Source organism: Rhizobium sp. 01L410 (assembly GCF_056400165.1).
Genome location: NZ_JBFTST010000005.1, coordinates 115,468 through 139,546, shown reverse-complemented (window position 1 = coordinate 139,546; position 24,079 = coordinate 115,468). Strand labels below are relative to the sequence as shown.

Genomic DNA, 24,079 nt, shown 5'->3' with positions numbered 1-24,079 from the left:
CGAGTGAGATGAAGTGGCGCTTGACGTCACAACTGACTGCAACTTGTCGACCTCATCGTATTCAGAAATGGCAACGCAAGTCGGGTGCCTTTCGCTATCCCATATCCATGAGATGCCCGGGCGGCATCATGTTGACGTTGAGATTGTGAATGATCATCATCGAGCCAAGAACCACCAATCCGACCACGAATACCCCGAACGCGAGCGCCAAAACATTGTTCGTGTCCTCTGGCCCGCTCGATATATGCAGGAAAAACACCAGGTGGACCCCCATCTGTCCTATGGCCAAAGCGGCTAACAAGACCGGAACGGCTGGGGCGTATATAAGGTCTGTTTGCGCTGCCCAGAAGGAAGCTACTGTCAAAAGGAAGGCAAGGATCAGACCCGCAACGTAATTTTTGATCGCGGCCTTCCCTTTGCCGTGCTCGCCGGGAGCTTTCGCTTGCTCATTGTCTCGGCGGCCAGTTGTGTCAACCATCAGCTCGCTCCCAGATAAACAATGGTGAAGACAGCGACCCAGACGATGTCCAGCGCGTGCCAGAATAGCGTGAAGCAGAACAAGCGCCTTAAGACCATGTCTCGCAACCCAAGGGTTGCTACCTGCGCCATCATGACGATGAGCCACAGCAGCCCTGCGGTAACATGCAGTCCATGAGTGGCTACCAGGGCAAAAAACGCGGATAGAAACGCACTGTGTGTCGGCCCGGCTCCTCGTGCAACGAGATCGATAAACTCGCTCAGCTCAAGACCAAGGAAACAAGTGCCAAGGATAAAGGTGGCGAGTGCCGATAGGTAGATCAGCATCCGCTGGCGGATCTCGACCCCAACGGTCATCAAACCGCAGGCAAAACTCGACAGCAAAAGACAGGTGGTCTCGATAAACGTATGGGTCCGGCTAAACAGTTCGGGCCCGGTCGGTCCGCCCGCCGTCGACTTCGACAAGACCGCATAGGCGGCGAACAATCCAGCGAAGACAACGATATCGCTGAGGAGAAATAGCCAGAACCCGAACCGGACGACCATCTCCTTGGAAGCTGGTCCACGCTCAGAGAGCGGGATTGTGGCTTCGTCACCGGTTACGCTGGCGTCACTCATCCTCGAAGCACTCCGGTGGCAATCAAGTCATGAGCGGGAATCTTGGTCTCCGTGGACGTCCGCCAGGCATAGACTAGGCAGGCCACCACAAAGCCGAGCCCGCCGACGATTGCCATCCACCAGATATGCCAGATCATTGCAAACCCCAGGATGACCGCAAAGAAGGCGAGCGTGATTCCGATCATGGTGTTCTGCGGGACGTCGATGGCCTCCACCGGTTCACTGCGGTCGCGGCTATCGCCGTCTTGCTTTGTCTTCCAGAAGGCATCCAGGCTCGTCACCTTGGGAAGGACAGCATAGTTCCAGGCCGGGGGCGGGGAGACTGTCGACCACTCGAGCGTGCGGCCATTCCACGGATCGCCCGTTTCGTCGAGATTTTGATCACGGTTCCTGATGCTGACGACGAGCTGGAGCACAATAAAGACGATCCCGAGCAGGATAAGCGCTGCCCCACAAAGAGCAATGATCATCAATGGCTGCCATGTCGGATCGTCGTAGTGTTGCATGCGCCGGGTCGCGCCCATCAGGCCAAGCAGATAGAGCGGCATGAAGGCAAGATAGAAGCCGACGAACCAGCACCAGAACGCTGCCTTGCCAAGGCGTTCGTTGAGCTTGAAACCGAATGCTTTGGGAAACCAATAGTTATATCCGGCGAAGGCTCCAAACAGGACGCCGCCGATGATGACGTTATGAAAGTGCGCAACCAAGAACAGGCTGTTATGCAGGTTAAAATCCACGGGCGGGATCGCCAATAGTACGCCGCTCATGCCGCCAATCACGAAGGTCACCATGAACCCCAGCGCCCAATAAAGCGGGAGGGCGAAATGGATGCGCCCGCCGTACATCGTGAACAGCCAGTTGAAGATCTTTACGCCGGTCGGTATCGCGATGATCATCGTCATGATGCCAAAGAAGGCATTGACGTCGGCACCGGCTCCCATCGTGAAGAAATGGTGCAGCCAAACCAGAAACGACAAAACGCAGATTGCCATCGTTGCGGCCACCATCGAACGGTACCCGAAAAGGGACTTGCGCGAAAACGTCGCGATTACCTCCGAGAAAACCCCGAAGGCCGGTAGAATGAGAATGTAGACTTCGGGATGTCCCCACGCCCAAATGAGGTTGATGTACATCATGGCGTTCCCGCCAAGGTCATTCGTGAAGAAGTGGAAGCCGAGGTATCGATCCAGCAGGAGCATCCCGAAAGTTGCGGTCAAGATTGGGAACGCCGCGATGATAAGCAGATTAGAGGCCAGCGCCGTCCAGCAGAAGATCGGCATGCGCATGTAGCCCATGCCTGGAGCCCGTAGCTTCAGGATCGTCGCCGTCAGGTTAATCCCAGACAGCAGCGTCCCTAGTCCAGAAATCTGCAAGGCCCAAAGGTAATAGTCGACGCCTACGCCTGGCGAGTAGGTCAGTTCAGATAATGGAGGATAGGCTAGCCATCCGGTCTTGGCGAACTCGCCGATGACCAGCGACAGATTGATCAGCAGCACGCCTGCCGCCGTTAGCCAAAAGCTGACCGAGTTGAGGACCGGGAAGGCGACATCCCTGACGCCCAGTTGCAGCGGAACCGCAAAGTTCATCAAGCCGACCATGAACGTCATTCCCACGAAGAAGATCATGATCGTCCCATGGGCGGAAAAGATCTGATTGTAATGCTCGGGTGGAAGGTACCCTGGCTCCCCATTGGCCGCCATTGCAAGCTGGGTCCGCATCATAATGGCGTCGACAAATCCGCGCATAAGCATGACGAACGCTAGCGTCACGTACATGACGCCGATCCTCTTGTGATCGACGCTGGTGATCCACTCGTTCCAGATATAGGGCCACCACCCTTTCACAGTGATAGTGGCGAACAGGGACAAGGCCGCCAGCAAGACAAAGCCTGCGGCTATTAGCGGAATAGGCTGATCAAGCGGGATCGCATTCCAATCAAGCCTGCCGAGCATCAGCGCGTCTCCATGGCGGTTGGGGTGGCGGTTGCCTGATTGGGAAAGTCGGCGGTGCCGCCTGATTGCTTGACAACCTTGTCGAACAGACCCTGCTCGATTTTCCCGAAGGTTTGTACCAGCCTGGGTGTGCGGTCCTTCATCAAGTCAGAGTAAGCAGCTTCGTCCAGCATATCGTTTCTTGCTCGGGACTGATCTAACCAGGTCTTGTATTGGTCTGGTGCAAGTGACTGAAGATCAAACACCATGTCCGAGAAGCCTTGGCCGCTAAATTGGGCCGACAGCCCGCGAAACGTTCCGGCGTGGTCGGTCTGGAGGTTTAGCTGCGTCACCATCCCGGCCATCCCGTAGATCTGGCTCCCTAGCTGGGGGATCAGCAGGCTGTTCATTACCGAAGCCGAGGTGATTGAAAAGTGCACGGGGCGACCGACTGGGATGACGAGGTGGTTGACGGTTGCTACGCCGTCGTCGGGATACACGAACAGCCATTTCCAATCGAGCGAGATTGCTTGGACGTTCAAGACTTTCTGGTCGGAAGCGATCGGCTTGAAAGGGTCCAACTGGTGGGTGCCGAGCCAGGTTATTCCCGCGAGGAAGAGAACAACCAATGTGGGGACGGACCAGACGACAAGTTCGATATGCCCAGAGTATGTCCAGTCTGGCCGGTACCGGGCATTCTTGTTGCTCTCGCGGAACCACCAAGCAAAAGCGATCGTCCCAATTATGACTGGAATAATGACCGCCAACATGATGGCTGTGGCATTGAACAGTATCTTTGCCTCGGCTGAAGCGATGGGTCCTTCGGGGTTAATGATACCGCTCGTGAACACGATTTTTTCCTGACGCCCCGATGACCTTAGGCCTTAGTGGCGAAGTATACTGATCAGGCCGACTTTCAAGTCGGTGCTGCAGGATACCGAGGCTTCACGGAACATTGTGCCGAGCGCTGGGTTCTCATCATCAGGGCCGGGTCAGCCGACTTTAGCCCGCGTAGCTGCCGGAGGATTAATTTGGCGAACGATCGACCTAGACCTTACCGCACTATGATCGCCTACGTTGCTGCAATTGTTGTCGTCGCTTTTGCGCTGGCAGGTTGGTACTCTTACAAGGTTCATCCAGGTGACCCACAGCGGCCGGCAAGTGCGACAACAACGGTGAACTGATTGACCCGTCGTGTAGGCAGCGTCCAAGTGGACGCTTCATATCGTGATCTCAGCCAACCCAATCAAATGTCTCAATGCGTTGCATTGAGCGTTGAGCAGGTGCGCAGGAGACGTTGAACTTTCACGGTGCTGATTGTTTGCGCTGGCCGGAGGCGCCGCGAAAGTAGGTTCAACGGCGGCCGGGGGAGGCCAAAGGCTTAGGGTCACATTGAGCTGACCGTTGACCACAGCAGCGTCACCCTTGCCGTTTGATCGCCAATGGCCAGACTTGCAAATGCGCCTGATCAGCATGGAAAGAGCTCACCAGATCTGACAATCGCGTTTTAAACCGAACCGAGGCAGTGTTAAGCCGTCAGGCGCCCTCTATGTGTTGTCGAGAATCTGATAATCGTAGAAATCAATTTTTGAGAGGTGAACTTGCCCGCGTTTCTCGTGACTGCGACAATACTCGTTGAAGCTGACGACGAAGTCCGCGCTTCCCGTAAAGCGCTAGCGAAGATCTTAATGGAACCCAGCATCGCCCTCGACGTCCAATCCGACGGCGAGCACCATGCACGCGTTATTATCCAAGGTGTTGAGCGGCAAGAGTTGATTAGAGAAGCTGGCCTCATCGATAAGACGAACGAAGATCGGACATCATGACCGACGAAGGAGATGTCTCAAATCGACGACGGGTCACGATCAATGAAGCACTTGCAAGGGCGCAGTCGCTGGGGATCCAAGTCGATGCTGATCTTCGGTTCGCTGAGCTTCTGGAGAATTGGGCAGATGGGCACATCACGATGAAGGAAGCTCGTGCTGCGTACCTAGATCATATCCGGGAGAGGGACCAAGCACAGGCCGACTGGCGTTCAATTGGGATTGCATCGGCGATAGCCAAGGCTAAGGCCGCGCTGGTCAAAAGACGCGGCGAAAGCTGAGGCCTTTCCACAGCAGCTTTCTGCCAGAGGTTCGTGAACTCGTTGTTGAGTTCGTCCGGTCACACCCGCAGCCGCCGCTTGCTGGCGCGGTGCGTTCGACGTGCTTCCCGTTGCAGCGACGGAACTTCGGCGGAAGCTCTTAGCTATGACGGCGGACGGCGGCTCTCGCGACTCCGCCGCGCGTGTGCTTCGCCAAATCGACCGCGTCCGCGATGAAAGCGCACCCGAAGACGAGCCGCGGCATCCCGATCTGTCGTCCGGAAAGCCTTCGCCTATTCTTGTGCCCGATCCCGACGTGGAAGACAGCGGCTAAATCGACACCCTGACGAGTTTGGCGCGGCCTGCGATCAGATCCGCAAAGTGATTTATCCTAGCGGAATCGATGCAGAGGTCTGAGATGTCTTCCACTACTCTCGCTACGGCTTCAGCGGTGGAGTCGACCAAGTCTGTAATTCTGCGGCGCACCAAAGGTAAGCCAACTCCAGCTTCCTTCGCAAAAGTCTGCCATCCAACAGCGTCCATCTCGGCAAGCGTGGCACGTTTCCCGATCCTCATGGCCATTTTCGGTGAAAGGTCTGGATAGGCGATCGTAGAAAGCAGATCGTACAACGAGGCCATTCTTGGTCCCTGATCGTCGTAGAGGATCGAGAAATTCTTGCCGTGGGCGTCGGCGTTTCCGACAACCAGGTTGAAGATCGCGGCGTCCAGTAGCTTAAGCACATCAGTTGCAGGGCGCGGCGACACTCGTCGCAATAGCTCGAAGCAGTCCTTGAAAGTGGGGCCGCCTTCGCTCGCATATTTCGTTTCGGGTGGCACGCCGAGCGCTTGGCAGAAGTCTTCCTGGTGGATGCGATGCACCACGCCGCGTCCATCGCGCGCGCGGTCATATCTTTCAACCAAGAGAAACGAACGCCCCTCAACAGACCTTGGCTCCACTGGGGCTACATCGAGGCCGATGGTGGCGGCGAGCCTCATCACAAATGCTTCGTTTTCGGTTGTTCCCACGAAGCGTGCGATAGGCGGTTTCAGGATATGCGTGGTCGCCTGGCCGGGAAGCGGAAGTGCTATCTGCTCGCCGATCAGAACAATCGGCACCTTGGATTGCGCACCGGCCAAAGACAGGCTCAAGCCTTCTTCGCCGGCCAGGAGAGGTCGCATCGGAAGTGCGTCCAAAACTCGAACGATTCCTGCATCATCAAGGGGAGTCGGCAGTCGCTTTGCAAGCGGCGCTATCTCAATTGGCTTTTGATTTTCAGGCAGGAGCTGAAGAGCGCCTGCAACGTCACCACCTAAGCGGTCGAGAAGCGCAAAGTCGTTCGCAGGTGAAACACCCAATGCCTGGGCGGCGACTTGGCGTTGGCTCTCCTCGGGCAAAAGGCCGCCGAAGAACGGGCGGCATTCTCGGCGGGAGAATTGCTCTGGCCGCTTCGGGAGTGAGCGGAAGCGCTTTCTCGTCATCAAGCCAAGGTTGAGAATAGGTGAAACTAATGTCGCCGTGCCTTGCGTGAACTGACCGACAAAGCTGCCATCCCACCAAACGTTGAGAGTTTTTGCCGTCATTGCCTACGCTCGCCAGGGGACAGAATATCGACGGAGCAGCCGAGCGTTTGCAAAACCTGCAAGACCTTCCCAATCTGGGCCGTTGGCTTGCCGGCTTCGAGATCGACAATGAAGCGAAGACCGACGCCAGCAACTCCGGCAAGCTCATCCTGCCGCAAGTTTTGCTCCTTGCGTGCGCTGCGTATCAGGGCGCCGATATCCGATGTATTTCTGACTTGTTTTGCCATCTTCATTTTCCCGATCGGGAAAATAGCAAGATATCAGGCGTGTTGTCGAGAAGAATTTCCCGATCGGGAAAATTGACGGCTACTGATGTCTTTCGTCCATGAAATTTCCCGATCGGGAAATTCGTTTATAGATGTCTCCTAGGCAAGGTCATTCCGTTTCTCGGTGGTCAAAAAGATTGGATTAAACAATGTTTGGAGAGTCGAATTTACTCGGGTACGTGTGCCCAAGCCAAAATTGACTTCGGTGTCTGCCCCTGTAAAAACTTCACGAGCGCTTCAGATACCTCTGCTCCCGTTGCAGCGTCCGGAGCGGACATCGAAAATCCTAAACCGCTCCGGGCCGATCCACAGGATCTTTTCCCCAAACACTGATGGCTCGACGCATTCTAGTTTGCTCAATCCGTTCATTCGGTCTCTGACTGCTGTCAAGATACGCCCATAGGGCGTTCTTCAAGAACCGCTCGACATCGAGAGCTTTGAGCAATCGAGCATCCAGCTCTGCCACAAGATGGTGAGCGGCATTATCTTGGGAGGGCAGCCCTTCGAAGAACTTACCCACCGGCACGCTGAGCGCAACGCCGACCTCGTGCATCATGCGGGCACTGACGCGATTTCTGCCGCTCTCGTATTTCTGGAGTTGCTGGTAACTCACGCCGACCTGTTTCGCCAACTCGACTTGTGACAGCCCGGGGTGGATTCGCAGCAGTCCGATCCGTTTGCCGACATGAAGATCGATGTAATGGAGGCCGGATCGGTCACTGATATGAGTTCTTCATGTCGAACGGGTGAGATTTTGGCGGGTGCCTTCGGAACTTCCTCGGCATTGTCGCGACCGGGCGGCGGAAGCTCAAATGATGGGCGGCTCAGTCGGCCCCGTACCTGGGTGGGGAGGCTGGCATTAGTCGTCTTTGCGTACTTGGTCGCCATGATAGCAAATGCTGAGTACTAGACCGTCTCTAGTCAGCGCTCCCGACCATGTAGAGATAGTTTAGCGTCGATCGCATAGTTGGCAAACGCACGTTTTTTGACCTCGTTCATTGCAAGGTCAGGTCAAACACCGTTCGCTGACCTGTGATCTTTTGCACGAAATCGACGTCCTGCCCGTTCCAATGATACCGAAAGTGATCTCCCTGGCGTGGCGCGGTAACGACATCCGGATAGAAGGCACCAATGCATTGCCCCGCTGTGTGTCGTTGGCTGGGGTATACAATGCCGTTTGCGCCATCATGCCTTACGGTTTTTGCAAACGACTGCGCAGCGGAATAGGTATCGAGGTCAGGACGAAGTATGTCGATGTGTTCACCGCCGCGCAGATCGACCAAGTCAGCATCGATCGATCCGATCAGTTGTCGAACCTGCGAGACCCATCCGGGCTGTATCGCGCTGGCTGCATAAAACCGTGCCATGTGAAAGGTATGTTCGCGTAGTGCCGTCTCGAGACTATTTCCTGCGTAGTAGACACCATAGGAGCCATCGCTGAAGCGAGAGCTCCGATGTGGAGATATGTGTGTGAACGCCGCCATGACCCAAGACGCTCCGTCACCCGAGATGCGCCGATCAGATGGAACCAGTGACAGGTCGCCGATCTGCTCGTAGATTCTCGGATTAGTTCTCGCTTGGGCCTGCGCCAGTGCTTCCCAGTCGCGTGGATCGGCCACATCGTCATAGAGATCGATCGGCGGATAATGGGACATAACCAGGCGATGGGTCTGCGGCCAATTTACCCTGCTTTTGAAGACGTTCACCAGCCACCGCGCACTGAATCAAGGTAGCGTCGAATGCGCATGATATCTTCCATACTGCCACGCTTCATCACGTCGAGCGCAGACAGGCCCGCGAAGCCGGAATTTTTGGCGTCCACCCATGCATATCCTGTTTGAGGCTCTGCAAAGATGATCCTAAGCGCCTTATGGATGCCCAGAATATTCGACATCCTGTCGGCCAGATCGCGATTTACCCGGCCATAGTCGTCATCTTTCCAGCGCCTATAGGTCTTCGGCGAAATTCCTCCTAAAATCGTAGCTGCATCCACGTCGGAAACACCCCATCTGTCGAAAATGTTCATGACCGTTCGCTGCATCGCACGTATCTCGTCGAGCGCGTAGTTGGCTTCAAACCCGACTTCCGGTTCAGGCTCACCAATTTTGATTACATTCAGCATTGACGTTTCCTTTTGTCCACATCTAGTCTTAAAAGACCCAATTGTCTAGATGGCGTAGAAAATTTTTGACCGAACATTCCAATACGGTGCCGGCTCTTGGCCGAAGGCTCGCCGGTGTCCGGCATCGTTCCGGACACGGCCAATGTCGCCGGCCGCGGCGGGGTGAATATCGCCTGTACCAGGCCGGCACTGATTGAACGGGTCCGCAACCGCGCGTCCCGGGTCCGGAGGAAGGCGTCGGTTTGCAGCGGCGCGTTTCTGCTGGCCGAGCCCGGAGTGCTGCATGGTCGCCGTGCTGTCACGCACTGGCACCGCTGCGATGAATTTGCCGGGCGGTATCCGCAGGTCGGCCTTGAACGCGACCCGATCTTTCTGCGCGACGGGGTGATATGGACTTCCACAGGTGTTACGGCAGGCATCGATCTCGCCCTGTTGGGGGTTGAAGAAGATCATGGCCGCGCTCTCGCGCTTGCTGTGGCACGCGAACTCGTCGTGGTTGGCAAGCGGCCGGGAGGTCAGTCACCATACAGTGCGCCGCTAAAGCTTCAGGCGGCCGACGACAGGTTCTCGGACCTCAACGCCTGGGTGTCGGCCAATCTGGCGGGTTCTCTCACGCTCCAAACACTAGCGGACAGGGCTGGAATGAGCCGCCGCTCTTTTGCTCGCCACTATCGGCAAAGAAGGGTCGCACACCGAGCGAGGCGGTGGAGATACGGCTCGAAAGGACGCAGGGTCTGCTGGAAACCGGGACATCAGTCGCGTCGGTCGCTCGCGGTGCGGGTTTGGCCTCCCCCGAGACGATGCGGCGCGTATTCCTGCTAAGATTGGGCGTTGGGCCCAAGGACTGACAGGAGCGTTTTCGCGGGTGGCCAGCGTGCGATTGGCCTGCAACTTTTAGATGTTTCTCCGATCCTATGTGTCGGAGAACGGCACCGACATCGATTTAGAACGTACAAATTGGTTTTTAACAACGCCGCCGATCAGATCGGCGGCGTTGTCGGAATGGTGGCATTACTTGGCGCCGGCCGCGGCCTCGATAACGGCTGCGACTTCTGCCGCGTGCGATGCTAAGGAAGCGTGGCTACCGTCGACGGTCGTCAGCTTGGCTTTGATACGCTCGGCGAAGAACGCTTGTGCATGGGGATCGAGAGTGAGATCCTGAGCGCTCAGAACGTACCAGCTCGGTTTGTCGTGCCAGGCGGCCACTTCGGCGGCGGCATCGAACGCTGTGTGATTGATGGGCATCTGGTGGGCCGCCAGGTGTTCGCCGATTTGCTTCGGCAGATCGCCGGCCACCGCGCTTGGGAACACGGCAGGGTCGATGGTCAGATAGCCCTTCGCGTCGGGCCGGATTGCCTTGACGCCCGGCGTGGCAGGGCCACTCGCTGCGAGCGCGGAAATCGTCTCACCCTTGTCCGGCGCAAACGCGGACACATAGACCAGCGATGTTACTTTGGGGTTGTTGCCCGCTTCACCGATCACGACGCCGCCCCAAGAATGTCCGACGAGGACAGTCAGGCCATCCTGTGCATCAAGGGCTGCATTTGTGGCAGCGACATCATCGGCTAGCGATGTCAGCGGGTTCTTGACGGCTGTAACCTTGTAGCCCTTGGCGGTCAGGATGGCTGCGACGCCGTCCCAGCTCGTCTCATCGACGAATGCGCCATGGACCAGCACGATGTTCTTGATGGCCTTCGCGGGATTGGTCTGGGCAAAGGCCGGCGCGATGCCCAGGACGGTGGATGAGAGCATGAGGGCGGACATGATAAGAGTTTTCATTGGTGGGCTCCTTTAGGTAGCGCTTGATATGGATTGATTTTATTTCGGATTATCTGCAATTTACTAGACGCCTGCACCAAGGAGCTATGGAAAAACCAATCTCTATGGACAGTATCCTGTATTGTCTTCATATTTTTGTTCTGAAGACCTTATGAACTTATGGAGAGATCCTATGAAGGGCCATGACCGGAACTCCGAAAAGCATGCTCCATCGTCCAACTTGCCCGCCATGCTCGCTTCGCGCGTCGATCTTTTGTCGCAGATGCTCGACTTGGTAAGGCTAAGGGGAGAGTTGATATTTTCCGCCGAGCTGAACCGGCCGTGGGCAATGAGCTTTGAACCCGGATCGCCTTATTTCTTCGTGGTCCTGGAAGGGAGCCTGACCGTTCGGCTTGCGGGGGAACCCTCAGTTGAGGCGGTCGCCGGTGACTTGATCATGCTGCCGCGCGGTGTTGGGCATATTCTCGATGATGGCGGGGAGGCGATAGCAGCGAATGCCGATGACCTGATGCAGGACCAGTTCACAGCCGAGCGGCTGGAATTGCACCATGGCGGAAACGGCGAACGCACCAAGACAATCGGCGGAGTGTTTCGTTTCGAAAGCACGTCCGTGCCCTGGGTTGTCTCGGTGCTGCCGGCCGTCATCCATATTGAGAAATCGGGCGGTCAGACAGGCGGATGGCTTGAGGGGTTGGCGCATTTCATGATGATGGAAGCCCAGGCGGTACATCCGGGCTCCTCAGTCATGATCTCCCGCCTCATCGACGTTCTGATCATACGCGTCATCCGAACCTGGGCGCAGACCAAAAATCCCGGTGACACCGGATGGGTGGGCGCTTTGGCAGATCCCCGCATCAGCCGCGCCCTCAAAGCCATTCACGACGAGCCGTTCCGCCGTTGGAGCGTGGCTGATCTCGCAACCTCGGTGGGAATGTCCCGGTCGGCCTTTGCTGAAAGGTTCTCGTTTCTGGTCAAGGAAGCGCCATTGTCGTACCAAAGCCGCTGGCGGCTCACCCTCGCTCATGGAATGCTACGTCAGGCCAATGCGCGTGTGAGTGATGTTGGAAGACAGGTGGGGTACGAATCCGAGGCCGCGTTCAGCCGAGCGTTCAAAGCTCAATTCGCAGTTCCCCCCGTCGATGTCAGATCGTCCGACTGATTGTTGGCGCCGTCCTGATCGTCAGGGTCTGTTGATCGTCATTGCCCTGCTGACAGATCTTGGCTATCGCACCTTCAAGGCTGTGGACGCTGCGAGCGCGCTGACGGTCATCGATAGTGGCATTCCGATCGATCTGCTCTTCACCGACGTGGTCATGCCCGGCACGCTGAAATCCCCGAGCTTGCAAGGAAGGCGAAGGAACGGCCTCCCGATATCGGCCGGCCGTTTGACAGTCTTGCTTGTCGAGGATGATCATCTCATGCGCACGACAACGGCCGATATCCTGGACGATGCGGGCTGGCTAGGAGCTTCACTGGTTCGTGCGGCCGATGTCATAATCGTACGTGTCCGCAATTTTCTTGTTCAAGACCGTTGAACCGTCAATGCGTAATGTTTTATATCATGGCATGATATTGTTGTTATCTGGAGCTTGACGTCGTGTCAGACGCAATCAAAACCCGGCATCTGCCGACCGACGAGGTCCTTGCGGACCGCTTGGGCCTCTCCACCAAGGAATTCCAGCGATACCGCATGCAAAACCTCGTTTCGGTTTCGACCACTGCTGCGACCGGAAATGACGGGATCCTGGTCACCTGCCAGCTTGGCAACAGGATCTGGGAAGGTGTCGTCGTGAACGGGAGCGTCACCACCGAAGAGGTCAGGTTCATCCGCGGCAAACGGGCGGGCAGCCCAAATTAAATGGTCCGTCGCCGACCCTGACCTGACTTTCAGAAAGGAAAACAATGAAGAAGCTTGCCGGCCTCCTCGTCGCCATGTCGATACCTCTTACCGCCCATGCTGCGGCCAGAATGGTCTCCCAGACCGGCGACTGGGGCGTCTACTCCTTCAAAAGAGATGGAAAGCCCGTCTGCTACGCGCTCTCGGTGCCCAAGGAAGCCAGACCCTCTGACGTCGATCATGGAAAGAATTACTTCCTGATCGCGCCAGCGGAAAAAGGCGGCGGCAACGAGCCGGAGGCGATCCTTGGCTATGCGGTCAGGGCCGGATCGCCAGTGCGGGTTTCAGTTGGCGAGAAGACGTTCAAGATGTTCGTAAAGGACAATACGGCCTGGGTCGCGGACGCCGCGCAGGAACCCGAACTCATCACCGCGCTTCGATCAGGGAGCCGGATGACCTTGCAGGCGACCTCGGCGAGAGGAACGCGTACCAGCTACGACTATTCGCTGTCAGGGGTCACGGCTGCTTTGGAGCGGGTCGATCGCTGCAAGTGAAGCAGGGCTCAACCGATCCCGAACGCGGCTTTGTTATCGGGCGTCGCGAGTTCTCGAAGACGGTGCGACGGGGTTCGGCCCTTACCCGAAAGTAGGAGGTCTAGTTCGTGCTTAGAATTTCCAAACCTTTGCAGAAGGCGCTCCGCTTCATGTCGGCCGATACCGTAGCGTCGCCGCAGGCTGCTCACATCGTAGCTGGGTTCGACCTCGGTTTCGTTCACCGATGGGAGAGGGCTCAGTTCTTGTTGGGAACGCTGCATGATCAAAACTCCTTTAAAGGAGTAATGGACCCGACGCCCCTGCGGTTCCAGGTGCTGTGGAATATATCATATGATGATGAAAATGGCGTTTAGATCTGAAGGAGGACGTAGATCGCACCGCCCCAGATTGCTGCGACGAGCAGGGCGACGCCCGCCAAGAAGAGTCTGACGTCAAGGGACATGATCAACCGTCAACGCGGTCCCGTCCAGTGCCCCGCAAGTCCTGGCGTTTAGTTTAACGTCTGGATCGGTGCGGCCTGAGACAATTCGGACGGGGCCTCGGCGGGGATCGACGCGACCGCGAACATGACCGCGACGTAGCTTGCGAACACGGCGGAAAGTATGGCGCTCCTGGTCAATGGTTCACTCCCTTGTATCATGTCATGACATTCTTTAACTGTTCGCTCATAATGTCAATCCTGAATGCGGGATGAACGAATATGGGAGGCGATGGTTTATGGAAAAGATTTTGATCGTGGAGGATGACGCACTGATCGCGGCGGATGTTCAAGATATCGTGGCGAGTTCCGGCTACGTGGTCGTGGGGATTGCCGACAGTTTCGAGAGCGCGCAGCGGCTCGCCCCGTTCGCAACCATTGCCCTGGTCGACGTCAACCTTCGCGACGGCGCCACCGGGCCGAGGATTGCGCAGTATCTCGCGAACGACTTCGGCGTCGCGGTTGTCATGGTCACGGCCAATCCGGAAATGATCGTCACCGATCTGTCAAAAGTCATCGGTCTGATATCGAAGCCCGCCCAGCCAAAGCTAATCGGCAGTGTTCTCGAGTATCTAAGGGCGATTCGCGAGGGATCGCCCGGCTCACCGCCGGAAGGGATGCGTGTTTTCGCGTGAAGGAGGGGTCGATACCATGATCGACAGACGTGCAGAACTCGGTCTCTGGTTGGGCCGGCTGGAAACCATTCTGATCGAACGGGGAGTGCTGAACGAGGACGGCGAGGTCGTCTGCGATGCAGGATCTCGATTCCCAAGGGACGTCGAAGAGGCGCTGGATGGTTTCATCGAGAACCCGGTCGAGCTCGTCGGTCTCCTCAAGATTTTCCGCGACGCCCGCGAGGGAAGACCGTTGTCTCCCGCAGTTCTGATGGCAGCCCATCTCATGACCAAGGAGATATTGCTGGCTTTGCAAGAGGCCATGGGCGCCGGGCGGTAGGGGATTTCCAAAGAAAATGGCCCGCCCGAAATCATTTCGGACGGGCCTCGCGCCAACCAGGTATCTCATCACGCCTGGTCGAAGCCTAGCTGTCGGTCACTCCCACATCTCCTCCCGATTGCGGCAGTTCCTTCATCTTGACGAGCTGGTCGGCGCAGGTATCGGCGGCATTCGTGACGGTGCCGTCGATCCCCGCGATCTTGGCCCAGCCGCCCTCGGTGATGAAGTCGTCGCGCTGCCACGAGGACTTTGCCTGCAGGGCCTTGAGATTATGCTCCGCGTCGGTCGCGGTGACAAAGTTATGGACGCAGATGCTGGCGACCAGATCTGCCTTCGCGTTGCGGACGGCGATCTCGGTCATGACGTTCGCCCTGCCTGATGTCGTCCAACCGCCCCAGGTGAAGCCGAGCACCATCGTCAATGCCGAGGCGCCGACGATCGACCAACCCCAAAGAGTCTTGGAAGGCCGGTACCCAGACCAGCCCCTTTCGCGATTTTGCATAGCTGTTCTTCTCTGGTTTATATCATAGCATGATACAAATTTGAGAACAGCGGTCAATCACGGTGTGATCAAAAAATGGTGACGCCAATCAGGCGAGTTCGGTCACCTGACGCAGTCGCGCAAGTGATTCTGCCAGGAGTGGTTCGTTTTCGAGCATGCCGTCGACATGGATCCTCGCCAGAGCTTCAAGAACCTTCTCGCCTTTCGTCGTCATGCCGATCAGCACGCTTCGCTTGTCGTCTTCCGCGGGGATCCGCTCCGCAAGACCCGCGGAACACATGCGGTCCACAAGCTGGACCGCGCCGTTGTGGTGCATCAGCATCTGTCCTGCGAGATCACGAAGCCTAATCTGCCGGCCGGGCGCCGTCCGGACGACGAGCAGAGCCTGATATTGATGGGACGTCACGCCAGCCTCGGCAAGCGCCGCCTCGCTGAACGACAAAAACCGCCGCATGGCGAGCCGGAAGCCTGCGAGGCCATCGTAGACTTCGTCAGCCAGGCCGGATGTCCGGCGTCCCGATCGAGGCATTCATTAGTCCTTCCAAAATGTCATGATATGATATAAATGACGAACCACGCCAGGAGAACGGTTCGCGAGTGCTGCCGATGCGGGAGACGGTGCATAGCACCGGCGTCGGCGGATCGCTCGCAGACCATATTCTCCCGATGGTGGCAAAAAGACTGTGCCAATTTCGTGACGTCGCGAGAAAATTACATCATGCTTGGTAATCGAAGGCCGAGAACTCAGCTATCTGAGACCGATCGTTTCGGTGTGCGGGTCGAAGGGGATGGCACCTGGACGGTGTTCGACGTCTTCACCGGCTGGCCAGCGGATTATCTCGGACGGTCCCTCGACCGATTGGAAGAGGGCGTTGCCGATAGCCTTTGTGCCGTCGTAAACGCGCTGGACGAGCGCCGCCGCGGAACGCTCCCCTGAAGCGGTTCTTTCGAGCCCGATTTCAGACCCAGAGCAATTGCCTTCCATAAGGGAGCACCGGGTAGAGGGAGTACATGGCCGCGAGCGAAAGCGCTGGGATTTCGCCATGCACCACTAAAGGGGTGCTTTGTCGCACACGGCGCTTCATTCATTCGTTTTAGCCGAAATCGGAGGTTCCCACTGAGGCTGGTGTGGTTCCGAGGACATCCATAACGCAAGGCAGACCACAACGGTGATCATGATTCCCGCCACCACGCCCAATAAGATCTTCGTCTCTCTTCGCATGCGAACCCCTGTATCATGGCATGATATAGTGCGCGCGAAATTCGACGTCAACTTTATGTTTGTCACGTAGATTTGCAGAACATTATTGCGGCTTAACGGCACGCCGGTGTGTGTTGATTGCTGCCTTCTGCAAGCGGCGCTAGGGGGTCCAGGGCACAAGCTCTCCCAGCCTTGGAGGCCACAGTCCAAGATCGTCTTGCACCGCAACTGGCAACGCGTCCCTCTGCCTGACCCAACAGGGCGTGATGGATTGCGGCTTCGAGGGGTTCCGCCTCGCTTTGATGAGGTTGGCCTCTAATTGCGAGGTCGCCGGTTGTCCTGACGTTGTCGCCCGCGACGACGATGACGTGCCCCGGATAGGCCGAGGCGGTCCGGCTGTCGACCAGGTCGAATCTTTGCATCTGTTTCCCCTTTTCGATGTCTTCGGCGTCCGACGCAGCTTCCGAGAGAATCTCTAACCGCACGTCCTTGATGGTTTTGCCGGCCACTTGGAGCGCGACGATTTTTGCAATAGTGGCATAGGCCTTCGGATCGCTTCGGTTGACCGTCGAACGCCTGCACCACTCGTCAAGCAGAAGGCTCGCAGCCACGAGCTCACGGGCGTCCGTCCTTGGGACGTCCGGTCGACGACGGAAGGCAGGTCTTATGAAACCGATGACCTTCAGGCCTATCGCTGCTGCTGAAAATATCATGATATGATACTAATTCATTTCTTGACGTGAGGGAAATGACAATACCGCGAGCGGTCCGCGCTGGTTGGGCAAGCGGAGCCGGTCGTCAGGCAAGAACTCGCTGGAATGTCAGTCTCCGCCGGGCAGGTCGAACCCCACCCATCTCAAGCGACTTTCCTCGTAGACGCTCTGTGTCGGAACCAGGGACGACGGCTCGTCAAAGCATCCCAATGCGACTGAGACGAGATCTTTTCGGAACTCAGGTATCCAGAAGACCGTTGACCCGCAGGCTGGACAGAACCTGAACTCGATCGATCTCCCGCTGTCGCCAGCTCTTGTGTAACTATTCGAGGCTCCGGAAACCGCCACCTTCTCCCTGTCGAAGAAGACCGCCACTCCGAATGCGCTGCCCGTGCGTCGCTGGCATTCCCGGCAGTGTCAGGCGGAGATCTGGACCGGCTCTCCCTCGGTGGTGATCGAAAGCTGGCCACAGGAACAACGAGCTTTTCGTCTCACTGGCGCCATTGTGTGCTCCTCCATATGACCTGTGTCGCTCCCAAAGCCGCTGCGAGAGCTATTTCGAGATTTGTCGCCGCCGTTGCTTGTCCAGTGCATTCATGACGATGCACAGGGACTTTGATCCGTCCTCGTCCATCTGAGTTGTCGGGCGTCCGTGGTAGTCCGCAGCGAGCCCGGTGAACAGATCGAAGATCGTCCAGGAGCCGTCATGTTCGCGGCGAGTAGAATACCGGTCAGTGAGATAGTTGCGCATGGTCGTCGGCCGAGTGTGTCAGGTTCGAGTTGTTTCCAATTCCTTCTCCGCCGCGCGTCGCGCCCGAATGGCGGCGGCGATGAACACCCGTGACAGGCCGTGATAGAGCGGTTCGCGAGAAAGGATGCGCGAGGTCACGTAGCCGATCATCGACACCGCCATGATCGGGATGACGGCCTGGTGATCGCCTGTCATTTCGAGAATGATGACGAAGGCCGTCATCGGCGCCTGCACCACGCCCGCGAAATAGCCTGCCATGCCGAGGATCGCCGCCAGCGCGATGCTGGTGCCGAGAGCCGAGCCGACCGTTCTGCCGAAACCGGCGCCGACCGCAAGCGACGGCGCGAAGATGCCGCCTGGAATCCCTGAAAGCATCGACAGGAAGCTGGCGGCCAGTTTCTCGACGAAGAACAGCGTCGGCAGCGCATGGCCCTCTACGGCGCCGCGGGCCTGTTCGTAGCCGGTGCCGAAGGTGGTGCCACCGGAGAGGATGCCGATTACGGCGATCGCTAGTCCGCAGGTGCCGGCCAGTACAAGCATGCGCTTCAGCGGTTGCGGCTGCGCCCAGCGGCGGATCTTCTGGCCGAAATGTAGGGCAAAGCCGCTGAAGGCAGCACCCAGCGCCCCGCCGCCGATGCCACAGACGAGCACCAATCCCCAGTCGCGAAGTTCGGTCGGCGCAGCCGACGCCATGCCGAAATAATTGTAGCTGCCCGAAAGCCCGAGTGCGGCCAGGCCAGAGAGGATCACCGCGGTCAGCACAAGGCCGTTGGCACGCGACTCGTATGTTCGGCTCATCTCCTCGATGGCAAACACGATACCGGCAAGCGGTGTGTTGAAAGCGGCCGCAATGCCTGCCGCCGAACCGGCGAGGATCAGCCCGCGCGCCTGCGCCATGCCGCCAAAGCGGGCGACGGCGAGCATGATCGACGCGCCGACCTGCACCGTCGGCCCCTCGCGGCCGATCGAGGCGCCGGAGAACAATCCGAGCACCGTCAGCACGATCTTGCCGAAAACGATCTTCAGCGACAAGAGCCGCGTCCTGTCTTCTGCGTCATGCAAATGTCGCGCCGCGATCGCCTGCGGAATGCCGCTTCCACCCGAATTCGGAATTAACGTCGCCGCCAGGTAGGCCGACAGGATGAAGCCAGCGGGCGTCAGCAGCAGTGGCATCAGGAAGGTCCATTGACTGGAAGAGGTGAGGGATCCGAATGCGTTTTGCGCCAAATCCGCAAGTTTGGCAAAGCCGACGCTGATCACGCCGATGGCGAGCGCCCCGCACCAGAACACCAGTCGCGGTTTCCAGACCGAAAACGAACCCCAGATCACGCGGGAGCGGCGAAGGAGCTTGGAATAGCGGTAACGGCTCGGCATGGCGGACTCGGTACGTGACGGTTGGAAACCTTTCTAATGCCAAAGGCGCCCGAAGATCACCCCTGACAATTGAAAAAGCGCGGGATCGGGGTAGGATCGCTCCGTGCCGAACCACGGAGGACGTTATGTTCAGTGCATTCGGAAGGGGATCGCCATCCCTTGAGCCAGACCACGTTTCCATGATGCAGACTCTGGTGAAAAACCACTGCCTGACGAATGCGATCGATCCCGATAGCGAGGAGGCGCGGGACGCTGCGCGTGAACTGCTGAAGTGGTTTCAGGGCGGCGTGACCGATATGAGCAGACTGCAAGAACTGCTCGCGTCACATACCTGACGCCGATCGGACCTTGTAACGCTTGCGGGTCTACGCCAGCAGTCTCCTGCGGGGCGACGCCATCAGGGCGGCGGCCCCGGCCACGCCGGAGGCGAACGAGCCCGCAAGGATCCCGATTTTCACGTGATCCTGAGACGACGCATCCGGGAAGGCCAGCAGTCCGATGAACAGGCTCATCGTGAATCCGATGCCGCAAAGCAACGACACACCTGTCATCTGCGACCAGGTCGCCCGCGCTGGAAGTTGCGCCAACCCGGATTTGACCAGAAGCGCCACCGTTCCAAGTACGCCTCCAAGCTTCCCGAGTAGAAGGCCGGCGGCGACGCCGATGGTCACTGGCTCCGCAAGGACGCTTGCCGAAGCGCCCGCAAAGGAGACGCCGGCATTGGCGAAGCCGAATATTGGCACGATGAAGAAAGCCACCGGCTTCTGGAGTGCGTGCTCCAGTTTGTGGAGCGGAGAGTCCTCGTGCGCGGCTTCGGGCGTGCCTGGGGTGACTTTCAGCGGAATGGCAAGTGCCAGGACGACGCCCGCGAGCGTGGCGTGAATCCCGGACAGGAAGACGGCAATCCACAGAAGAACCCCAAGCCCGAGATAGGCCCAGATGTTCTTAACGCTGGATCGGTTCAGGATTACCAGGTTCGCGATCAGGACGGCTGCGACGGCAAGCGCAAGCACGTTGATGTCTGCAGTGTAGAAAATAGCGATGACGATCACCGCGCCGAGGTCGTCGATGATCGCCAGTGCCGCAAGGAAGGTCTTCAGCGAGGCTGGCACCCTGTCGCCGAGAAGGGAGAGGACGCCAAGGGCGAACGCGATGTCGGTCGCGGTCGGAATGGCCCATCCGCGCAGGGTCGAAGGGTCTGAGAGATTGAAGCCGATGTAGATCAGTGCGGGTAGTGCCATTCCGCCCGCCGCGGCAGCACCCGGAAGGATTCGTCGGCTCCAGCTCGACAGTTGTCCGTCCAGCATCTCCCGCTTGATCTCAAGGCCAACCAGAAGGAAGAAGACGCTCATTAGGGCGTCGTTGATCCAGTGCTGCAGACTGAGCGGACCCAGGTAGACATGCAGGGCGTGGAAGTAGACGTCGGCGACCGGAGAGTTTGCGACGACAATCGCAAGCGCGGCCACTGCCATCAGGATCAGGCCGCCCGACGCCTCGCTGTCGAGAAACTGCCGGAGGGTGGACTTGATGCGGCCTCGGATTGTTTTCGGCATGGGTTCGCTCCCTCGATGAAGGTTGATCTCAGTCTCCGTCAATCAGGGGAATCCCCAGCGCACGCAGCACACGCCTGTTCGGTAACTAAAGACTGGAGATTGGTTTGCCTAGCGAAATCGGCAGGCGTGGTCCGTTCCGACGAAGGCTTGAACGGAACGTGAAGCGTCTTATCTGTTCGATGTATAGCCTAACCGGGCCGTGCATCCCGTCTCTTCTGATAGGAGGTCGCCAATGCGTCCCTCTCAAACGATTTTTTTTGCAGTTGCAGCAGTCGCCATCGTTGGATTGTTCTATCTCGCACTTTCCGTCGGCCATACTATTGCGCCGCCACCGGTGTAGCAAGCACATACGATGAGGCCTAGTGCCTGAGCTATCCAGCAACGCTAGCGCCGACGACCGCGAACTGTGCCAAGGCAAGGAAAACCAGGGCTGCGATCACATACGGAACCTGACATGCATGCGCGTCATCCACTCAAATTAGCGAGCCCTGTCCTTTGCGCGAAGCGTTGGACGCCCGCGCTGAGCTTTGTCTACCGCGCGATTGACACCGCGCTCTAAGCGAACTTCCCTTTCAAAAGTAGTCGGTTTTCGTCTGCATGGCACGAGCTTCGCGGTTCCTCACTCTATGCTTTGAAAGGGTTCATCATGACCACCGGCACAGTAAAATGGTTCAATTCCACCAAGGGCTTCGGCTTCATCCAGCCGGACAATGGCTGCGCTGACGCCTTCGTTCATATATCCGCTGTCGAGCGCGCCGGAATGCGCGAGCTGGTCGAAGGCCAGAAGATCGGCTTTGAACTCGAGCGCGACAACAAGTCGGGCAAGATGTCGGCCTGCAATCTGCAGAACGCTTAATAGACACTTGGAGGACGTCTCCAGCGCTATGTCCAACGTCAGGAGGCTTTGCCAGACGAATGCGCGCCCTTGCTTCAGGAGGCCCTTGTCCGCGGCGAATTCGAGCGCGGAGAGGCTTCGCGTATCACCGGTCTGCCAGATCCATCGGCACGGCGCGTTCTGAAGTCGCTGACCGATGAGGGCCTGCTTGCGTCAATTACCGACAAGGGGGCCGTGTGGCTGCGGTTTCCGGTCCAGGCGCTCGATACTTTTTCCCTCGTCTCTATCCCGAGGGCGCGTTACTAATTCGTGCACTAGCAGACTCTTACTACTGTCAATCATAACGGTAAGCCTGCGTTCGAGAGGTAATTGATCATAACGACCATTGCCGAGTATTTTGGATACGATGCGCCTGATCGGTAACAAAGGTCGCCTTCTAATCCGTCCAAGGCGAGCATTTAGGCGGATGGCGATCTGGGGCACGAGGCGAGGGCCGCCGTCTCAAACTTGCTCGGGAGGAAACGAGCTAAGACACCACCTAATTTTTCGGGGCCGGACATTTGCCGGGCCGGTTTAGTCGGCGCACCGGCGCGGAGGTGCTATCACCTTTTCTCCGGTCGTGTGGCTGTGGTGCGGGCTGGTCATCGGCCCGCATCAAGCTCTTACGCAACCCGGTTCAGCGCGTCGCCGATCGTGACGACGATGTTGTCGATCTGCGATGGCGCCGCGGATTTGTGGTTACTGGTCCCAGTTGCCGGGCGTCAGCGTGGAGGCGAACCGCCGCCAGATCTATCGGACAGGCTCGCAAGCTCGTCCGATCACCTGCCTTCATCACTCTCGTCGTGCCAAGTGCCGGGCGGTCGGGGAACCCTCATTCAATAGTTTTGCCATTGATCGGTCAGCATTGCGCTGTTCGGCGAAAATCGACCATGCGGCGATGAACAAAGCCGCGATCAAGGGGCCGATGACGAAGCCGTTGATACCGAAGAGGGAGATGCCGCCGACTGTCGAGATCAGCACCACGTAATCGGGCAGCCGCGTTCCCTTTCCCACCAACGGTGGGCGCAGCAGATTATCGACCAGCCCGATAACGAAGATGCCGACGAGGACCAGGATCGATGCTTTCAGCCAGGCACCTGTGAGGACCAACCAGATGGCAGCCGGACCCCATACAAGTGCGGCTCCGATTGCAGGAAGCATCGATAGGAACGTCATCGTCACACCCCACAACAGAGCAGCCTCTACACCAAGAGCCCAGAATGCCACGCCGCCGATCGTGCCCTGGATGATCGCTATGATGACGTTTCCCTTTACGGTAGCCCGCACCACTGCGGAAAACTTGTCGAGAAACTGCCGCGTGTAATCGTCGCTGAGCGGGATGGCATGCCGGACTTTGCCGCTGAGGTCAGCGCCATCTCTGAACAGGAAGAAAAGCAGGTAAAGCATGATGCCGAAGCTGATGAACAACTGCAGCGTATTTTGACCAAAGCTGAGCACGCTGCCGCCGATCGACCGGCTCGCCTGTACGGCGGCAGACGAAATGTTCGTGCCCAATTCGGGAAACCCGCCGAGCTTCAATGAGGTCAGCCAGTTGTCTATAAAGGGCGGCAGGGCATTCTGGATCCGGACCAGATATCCGTTGAGATCAATTTCGTTGCTGCTGACACGTTGGTACAGGCTGGTTCCTTCCTGGATAAGTGAACCTAGAATGATCATTGCAGGCACGATCACGAGGCATATGCACATCAGCACCGTCAGCAGGGCGGCAATGCCGCGGCGGCCGCCTAACAAATGCTCCAGCCGCTTATGCACCGGAAAGAAAATGATTGCGAGGATGACGGCCCAGAAGACAGCGCTATAATAGGGAATGAGCAGCCAGATGAACGCGATCGTCACAACTGCCAGAAGAACGTAAAAGCTCGTACGCTGAATTGACATGCCTGCGTTGCTCCCCGCCAGTTTCTTTTTTCACCAGCCATAGACGAATTAAGCACAAGACAGCTTCGGCAGGTGAGGCGGCTCCTTATGCGTTGGGAATCTTGGAGTCACTCGAAAGCATGCGGGCCATTGCATCTGCTATAGCATGATTGGTGTAGGGCTTTGGGAAAAACCGGCTTCCGTCGGGAAGGCTACTCGCTTCGAGGATCGCCATGCCGGAAACCACGATCAACTTCACCGGCGGCCATCGATTGCGGATGTAGTGGGATAGCTTGATACCATCCATCGTTCCCGGCATCTGCACGTCGGTGAATACCAGGTCGATATCGGCTCTCGATTCCAGGATGCGAATTGCCTCGTCGGCGCTGTTTGCTTCAAGCGCCTCGTAGCCTGCAGATTGCACCAGGTCGACGGCTTCCATCCGAAGAATTGCGGTGTCTTCGACCACCAGCACGACTGCCTTGCCATTCAACATATGCCACTCGATTTCTGTGTGAGCCTGGAAAGTCCGGGCGGTTAGCGTTCAGTGAGT

General features: G+C 57.7%; 29 protein-coding genes and 2 pseudogenes. 13 read left to right on the top strand and 18 right to left on the bottom strand.

Annotated features, from left to right (window positions below; all coding sequences use genetic code 11):
* Nucleotides 1–94: 94 nt before the first annotated feature.
* From cyoD to cyoA, 4 genes are read right to left on the bottom strand one after another with little or no spacing between them, the layout of a single operon-like run.
* The gene (cyoD, locus tag AC1DV9_RS12820; protein WP_112389356.1) at nt 95–478 is read right to left on the bottom strand and encodes a cytochrome o ubiquinol oxidase subunit IV; all 384 of its coding nucleotides are present in this window, start codon (nt 476–478) and stop codon (nt 95–97) included.
* Nucleotides 478–1,095 (bottom strand): cytochrome (ubi)quinol oxidase subunit III, encoded by a 618-nt coding sequence (locus tag AC1DV9_RS12815; protein ID WP_477948207.1) that lies wholly within the window; start codon nt 1,093–1,095, stop codon nt 478–480. The genes cyoD and AC1DV9_RS12815 overlap by 1 nt, the downstream gene beginning before the upstream one ends.
* Nucleotides 1,092–3,047 carry a cytochrome o ubiquinol oxidase subunit I gene (cyoB, locus tag AC1DV9_RS12810; RefSeq protein ID WP_477948205.1) on the bottom strand — a complete coding sequence of 652 codons (1,956 nt, stop codon included), beginning with the start codon at nt 3,045–3,047 and terminating at the stop codon, nt 1,092–1,094. Before cyoB ends, AC1DV9_RS12815 begins: the two co-directional genes overlap by 4 nt.
* Nucleotides 3,047–3,877, bottom strand: a complete 831-nt coding sequence (gene cyoA / locus AC1DV9_RS12805; protein WP_477948203.1) for a ubiquinol oxidase subunit II — start codon at nt 3,875–3,877, stop codon at nt 3,047–3,049. Before cyoA ends, cyoB begins: the two co-directional genes overlap by 1 nt.
* 971 nt (nt 3,878–4,848) lie before the next feature.
* Between cyoA and AC1DV9_RS12800 the strand changes: the two genes are divergently transcribed.
* Together AC1DV9_RS12800 and AC1DV9_RS12795 are read left to right on the top strand one after the other, a co-directional pair.
* The gene (locus AC1DV9_RS12800; RefSeq protein ID WP_477948202.1) at nt 4,849–5,130 is read left to right on the top strand and encodes a hypothetical protein; all 282 of its coding nucleotides are present in this window, start codon (nt 4,849–4,851) and stop codon (nt 5,128–5,130) included.
* A gap of 88 nt (nt 5,131–5,218) precedes the next feature.
* Nucleotides 5,219–5,443: pseudogene (locus AC1DV9_RS12795) on the top strand (hypothetical protein); the annotation flags it as partial.
* Here the strand turns inward: AC1DV9_RS12795 and AC1DV9_RS12790 are convergent.
* From AC1DV9_RS12790 to AC1DV9_RS12770, 5 genes are all read right to left on the bottom strand, one after another.
* The gene (locus AC1DV9_RS12790; protein ID WP_477948200.1) at nt 5,440–6,690 is read right to left on the bottom strand and encodes a HipA domain-containing protein; all 1,251 of its coding nucleotides are present in this window, start codon (nt 6,688–6,690) and stop codon (nt 5,440–5,442) included. The pseudogene AC1DV9_RS12795 and the gene AC1DV9_RS12790 sit on opposite strands and share 4 nt — an antisense overlap.
* Nucleotides 6,687–6,917 (bottom strand): helix-turn-helix transcriptional regulator, encoded by a 231-nt coding sequence (locus AC1DV9_RS12785; RefSeq protein ID WP_112517401.1) that lies wholly within the window; start codon nt 6,915–6,917, stop codon nt 6,687–6,689. Before AC1DV9_RS12785 ends, AC1DV9_RS12790 begins: the two co-directional genes overlap by 4 nt.
* 325 nt (nt 6,918–7,242) lie before the next feature.
* The gene (locus AC1DV9_RS12780; RefSeq protein WP_477948571.1) at nt 7,243–7,629 is read right to left on the bottom strand and encodes a helix-turn-helix domain-containing protein; all 387 of its coding nucleotides are present in this window, start codon (nt 7,627–7,629) and stop codon (nt 7,243–7,245) included.
* Nucleotides 7,630–7,951: 322 nt separating this feature from the next.
* Nucleotides 7,952–8,662 carry an RES family NAD+ phosphorylase gene (locus AC1DV9_RS12775; protein ID WP_477948198.1) on the bottom strand — a complete coding sequence of 237 codons (711 nt, stop codon included), beginning with the start codon at nt 8,660–8,662 and terminating at the stop codon, nt 7,952–7,954.
* Complete coding sequence (locus tag AC1DV9_RS12770; protein WP_442208156.1) at nt 8,659–9,078, bottom strand: MbcA/ParS/Xre antitoxin family protein; 420 nt, start codon at nt 9,076–9,078, stop codon at nt 8,659–8,661. The genes AC1DV9_RS12775 and AC1DV9_RS12770 overlap by 4 nt, the downstream gene beginning before the upstream one ends.
* A 114-nt stretch (nt 9,079–9,192) precedes the next feature.
* Here AC1DV9_RS12770 and AC1DV9_RS12765 point away from each other — a divergent pair, with 114 nt between their 5' ends.
* Nucleotides 9,193–9,900, top strand: a complete 708-nt coding sequence (locus AC1DV9_RS12765) for a GlxA family transcriptional regulator (RefSeq protein WP_477948570.1) — start codon at nt 9,193–9,195, stop codon at nt 9,898–9,900.
* Between the two features lie 189 nt (nt 9,901–10,089).
* Here AC1DV9_RS12765 and AC1DV9_RS12760 read toward each other — a convergent pair whose 3' ends face one another.
* Nucleotides 10,090–10,857 carry an alpha/beta fold hydrolase gene (locus tag AC1DV9_RS12760; protein ID WP_477948196.1) on the bottom strand — a complete coding sequence of 256 codons (768 nt, stop codon included), beginning with the start codon at nt 10,855–10,857 and terminating at the stop codon, nt 10,090–10,092.
* 172 nt (nt 10,858–11,029) lie between these two features.
* On the opposite strand from AC1DV9_RS12760, the gene AC1DV9_RS12755 reads away from it, so the two are divergent.
* From AC1DV9_RS12755 to AC1DV9_RS12730, 6 genes are all read left to right on the top strand, one after another.
* Nucleotides 11,030–12,016, top strand: a complete 987-nt coding sequence (locus AC1DV9_RS12755) for an AraC family transcriptional regulator (protein WP_477948194.1) — start codon at nt 11,030–11,032, stop codon at nt 12,014–12,016.
* Between the two features lie 31 nt (nt 12,017–12,047).
* On the top strand, nt 12,048–12,392 hold the full coding sequence (locus AC1DV9_RS12750) for a hypothetical protein (RefSeq protein ID WP_477948598.1): 345 nt from the start codon (nt 12,048–12,050) through the stop codon (nt 12,390–12,392).
* 62 nt (nt 12,393–12,454) lie between these two features.
* Nucleotides 12,455–12,715, top strand: coding sequence for a hypothetical protein (locus tag AC1DV9_RS12745; RefSeq protein WP_477948192.1), 261 nt, complete (start codon nt 12,455–12,457; stop codon nt 12,713–12,715).
* A 44-nt stretch (nt 12,716–12,759) separates the two neighbouring features.
* Nucleotides 12,760–13,248, top strand: coding sequence for an invasion associated locus B family protein (locus tag AC1DV9_RS12740; RefSeq protein ID WP_477948190.1), 489 nt, complete (start codon nt 12,760–12,762; stop codon nt 13,246–13,248).
* Nucleotides 13,249–13,965: 717 nt separating this feature from the next.
* Nucleotides 13,966–14,361, top strand: a complete 396-nt coding sequence (locus tag AC1DV9_RS12735) for a response regulator (RefSeq protein ID WP_477948188.1) — start codon at nt 13,966–13,968, stop codon at nt 14,359–14,361.
* Nucleotides 14,362–14,377: 16 nt separating this feature from the next.
* On the top strand, nt 14,378–14,680 hold the full coding sequence (locus AC1DV9_RS12730) for a hypothetical protein (RefSeq protein ID WP_477948186.1): 303 nt from the start codon (nt 14,378–14,380) through the stop codon (nt 14,678–14,680).
* Between the two features lie 85 nt (nt 14,681–14,765).
* Here AC1DV9_RS12730 and AC1DV9_RS12725 read toward each other — a convergent pair whose 3' ends face one another.
* Nucleotides 14,766–15,182, bottom strand: coding sequence for a hypothetical protein (locus AC1DV9_RS12725; protein ID WP_477948184.1), 417 nt, complete (start codon nt 15,180–15,182; stop codon nt 14,766–14,768).
* Between the two features lie 88 nt (nt 15,183–15,270).
* Nucleotides 15,271–15,711, bottom strand: coding sequence for a MarR family winged helix-turn-helix transcriptional regulator (locus tag AC1DV9_RS12720; RefSeq protein ID WP_477948182.1), 441 nt, complete (start codon nt 15,709–15,711; stop codon nt 15,271–15,273).
* A gap of 189 nt (nt 15,712–15,900) precedes the next feature.
* On the opposite strand from AC1DV9_RS12720, the gene AC1DV9_RS12715 reads away from it, so the two are divergent.
* Complete coding sequence (locus AC1DV9_RS12715; protein ID WP_477948180.1) at nt 15,901–16,119, top strand: hypothetical protein; 219 nt, start codon at nt 15,901–15,903, stop codon at nt 16,117–16,119.
* 377 nt (nt 16,120–16,496) lie between these two features.
* Here AC1DV9_RS12715 and AC1DV9_RS12710 read toward each other — a convergent pair whose 3' ends face one another.
* From AC1DV9_RS12710 to AC1DV9_RS12700, 3 genes and pseudogenes are all read right to left on the bottom strand, one after another.
* Nucleotides 16,497–17,096 carry a hypothetical protein gene (locus AC1DV9_RS12710; RefSeq protein WP_477948179.1) on the bottom strand — a complete coding sequence of 200 codons (600 nt, stop codon included), beginning with the start codon at nt 17,094–17,096 and terminating at the stop codon, nt 16,497–16,499.
* 108 nt (nt 17,097–17,204) lie between these two features.
* A pseudogene (locus AC1DV9_RS12705) lies at nt 17,205–17,591 on the bottom strand (GFA family protein).
* A gap of 274 nt (nt 17,592–17,865) precedes the next feature.
* On the bottom strand, nt 17,866–19,221 hold the full coding sequence (locus AC1DV9_RS12700) for a chloride channel protein (RefSeq protein ID WP_477948177.1): 1,356 nt from the start codon (nt 19,219–19,221) through the stop codon (nt 17,866–17,868).
* A 125-nt stretch (nt 19,222–19,346) separates the two neighbouring features.
* On the opposite strand from AC1DV9_RS12700, the gene AC1DV9_RS12695 reads away from it, so the two are divergent.
* On the top strand, nt 19,347–19,556 hold the full coding sequence (locus tag AC1DV9_RS12695; RefSeq protein ID WP_477948175.1) for an acetyltransferase: 210 nt from the start codon (nt 19,347–19,349) through the stop codon (nt 19,554–19,556).
* 30 nt (nt 19,557–19,586) lie between these two features.
* Here AC1DV9_RS12695 and nhaA read toward each other — a convergent pair whose 3' ends face one another.
* Nucleotides 19,587–20,774, bottom strand: coding sequence for a Na+/H+ antiporter NhaA (nhaA, locus tag AC1DV9_RS12690; RefSeq protein WP_477948173.1), 1,188 nt, complete (start codon nt 20,772–20,774; stop codon nt 19,587–19,589).
* A 646-nt stretch (nt 20,775–21,420) separates the two neighbouring features.
* Between nhaA and AC1DV9_RS12685 the strand changes: the two genes are divergently transcribed.
* Nucleotides 21,421–21,630: a cold-shock protein gene (locus tag AC1DV9_RS12685; RefSeq protein ID WP_477948171.1), complete on the top strand. Its 210-nt coding sequence runs from the start codon at nt 21,421–21,423 to the stop codon at nt 21,628–21,630.
* Nucleotides 21,631–21,699: 69 nt separating this feature from the next.
* Entirely contained in the window at nt 21,700–21,915 is a 216-nt protein-coding gene (locus AC1DV9_RS12680) for a hypothetical protein (protein WP_477948170.1), read from the top strand.
* Nucleotides 21,916–22,440: 525 nt separating this feature from the next.
* Here AC1DV9_RS12680 and AC1DV9_RS12675 read toward each other — a convergent pair.
* Nucleotides 22,441–23,547, bottom strand: coding sequence for an AI-2E family transporter (locus AC1DV9_RS12675; RefSeq protein ID WP_477948168.1), 1,107 nt, complete (start codon nt 23,545–23,547; stop codon nt 22,441–22,443).
* An 85-nt stretch (nt 23,548–23,632) separates the two neighbouring features.
* Complete coding sequence (locus AC1DV9_RS12670) at nt 23,633–24,022, bottom strand: response regulator (protein ID WP_477948167.1); 390 nt, start codon at nt 24,020–24,022, stop codon at nt 23,633–23,635.
* Between the last annotated feature and the right edge of the window lie 57 nt (nt 24,023–24,079).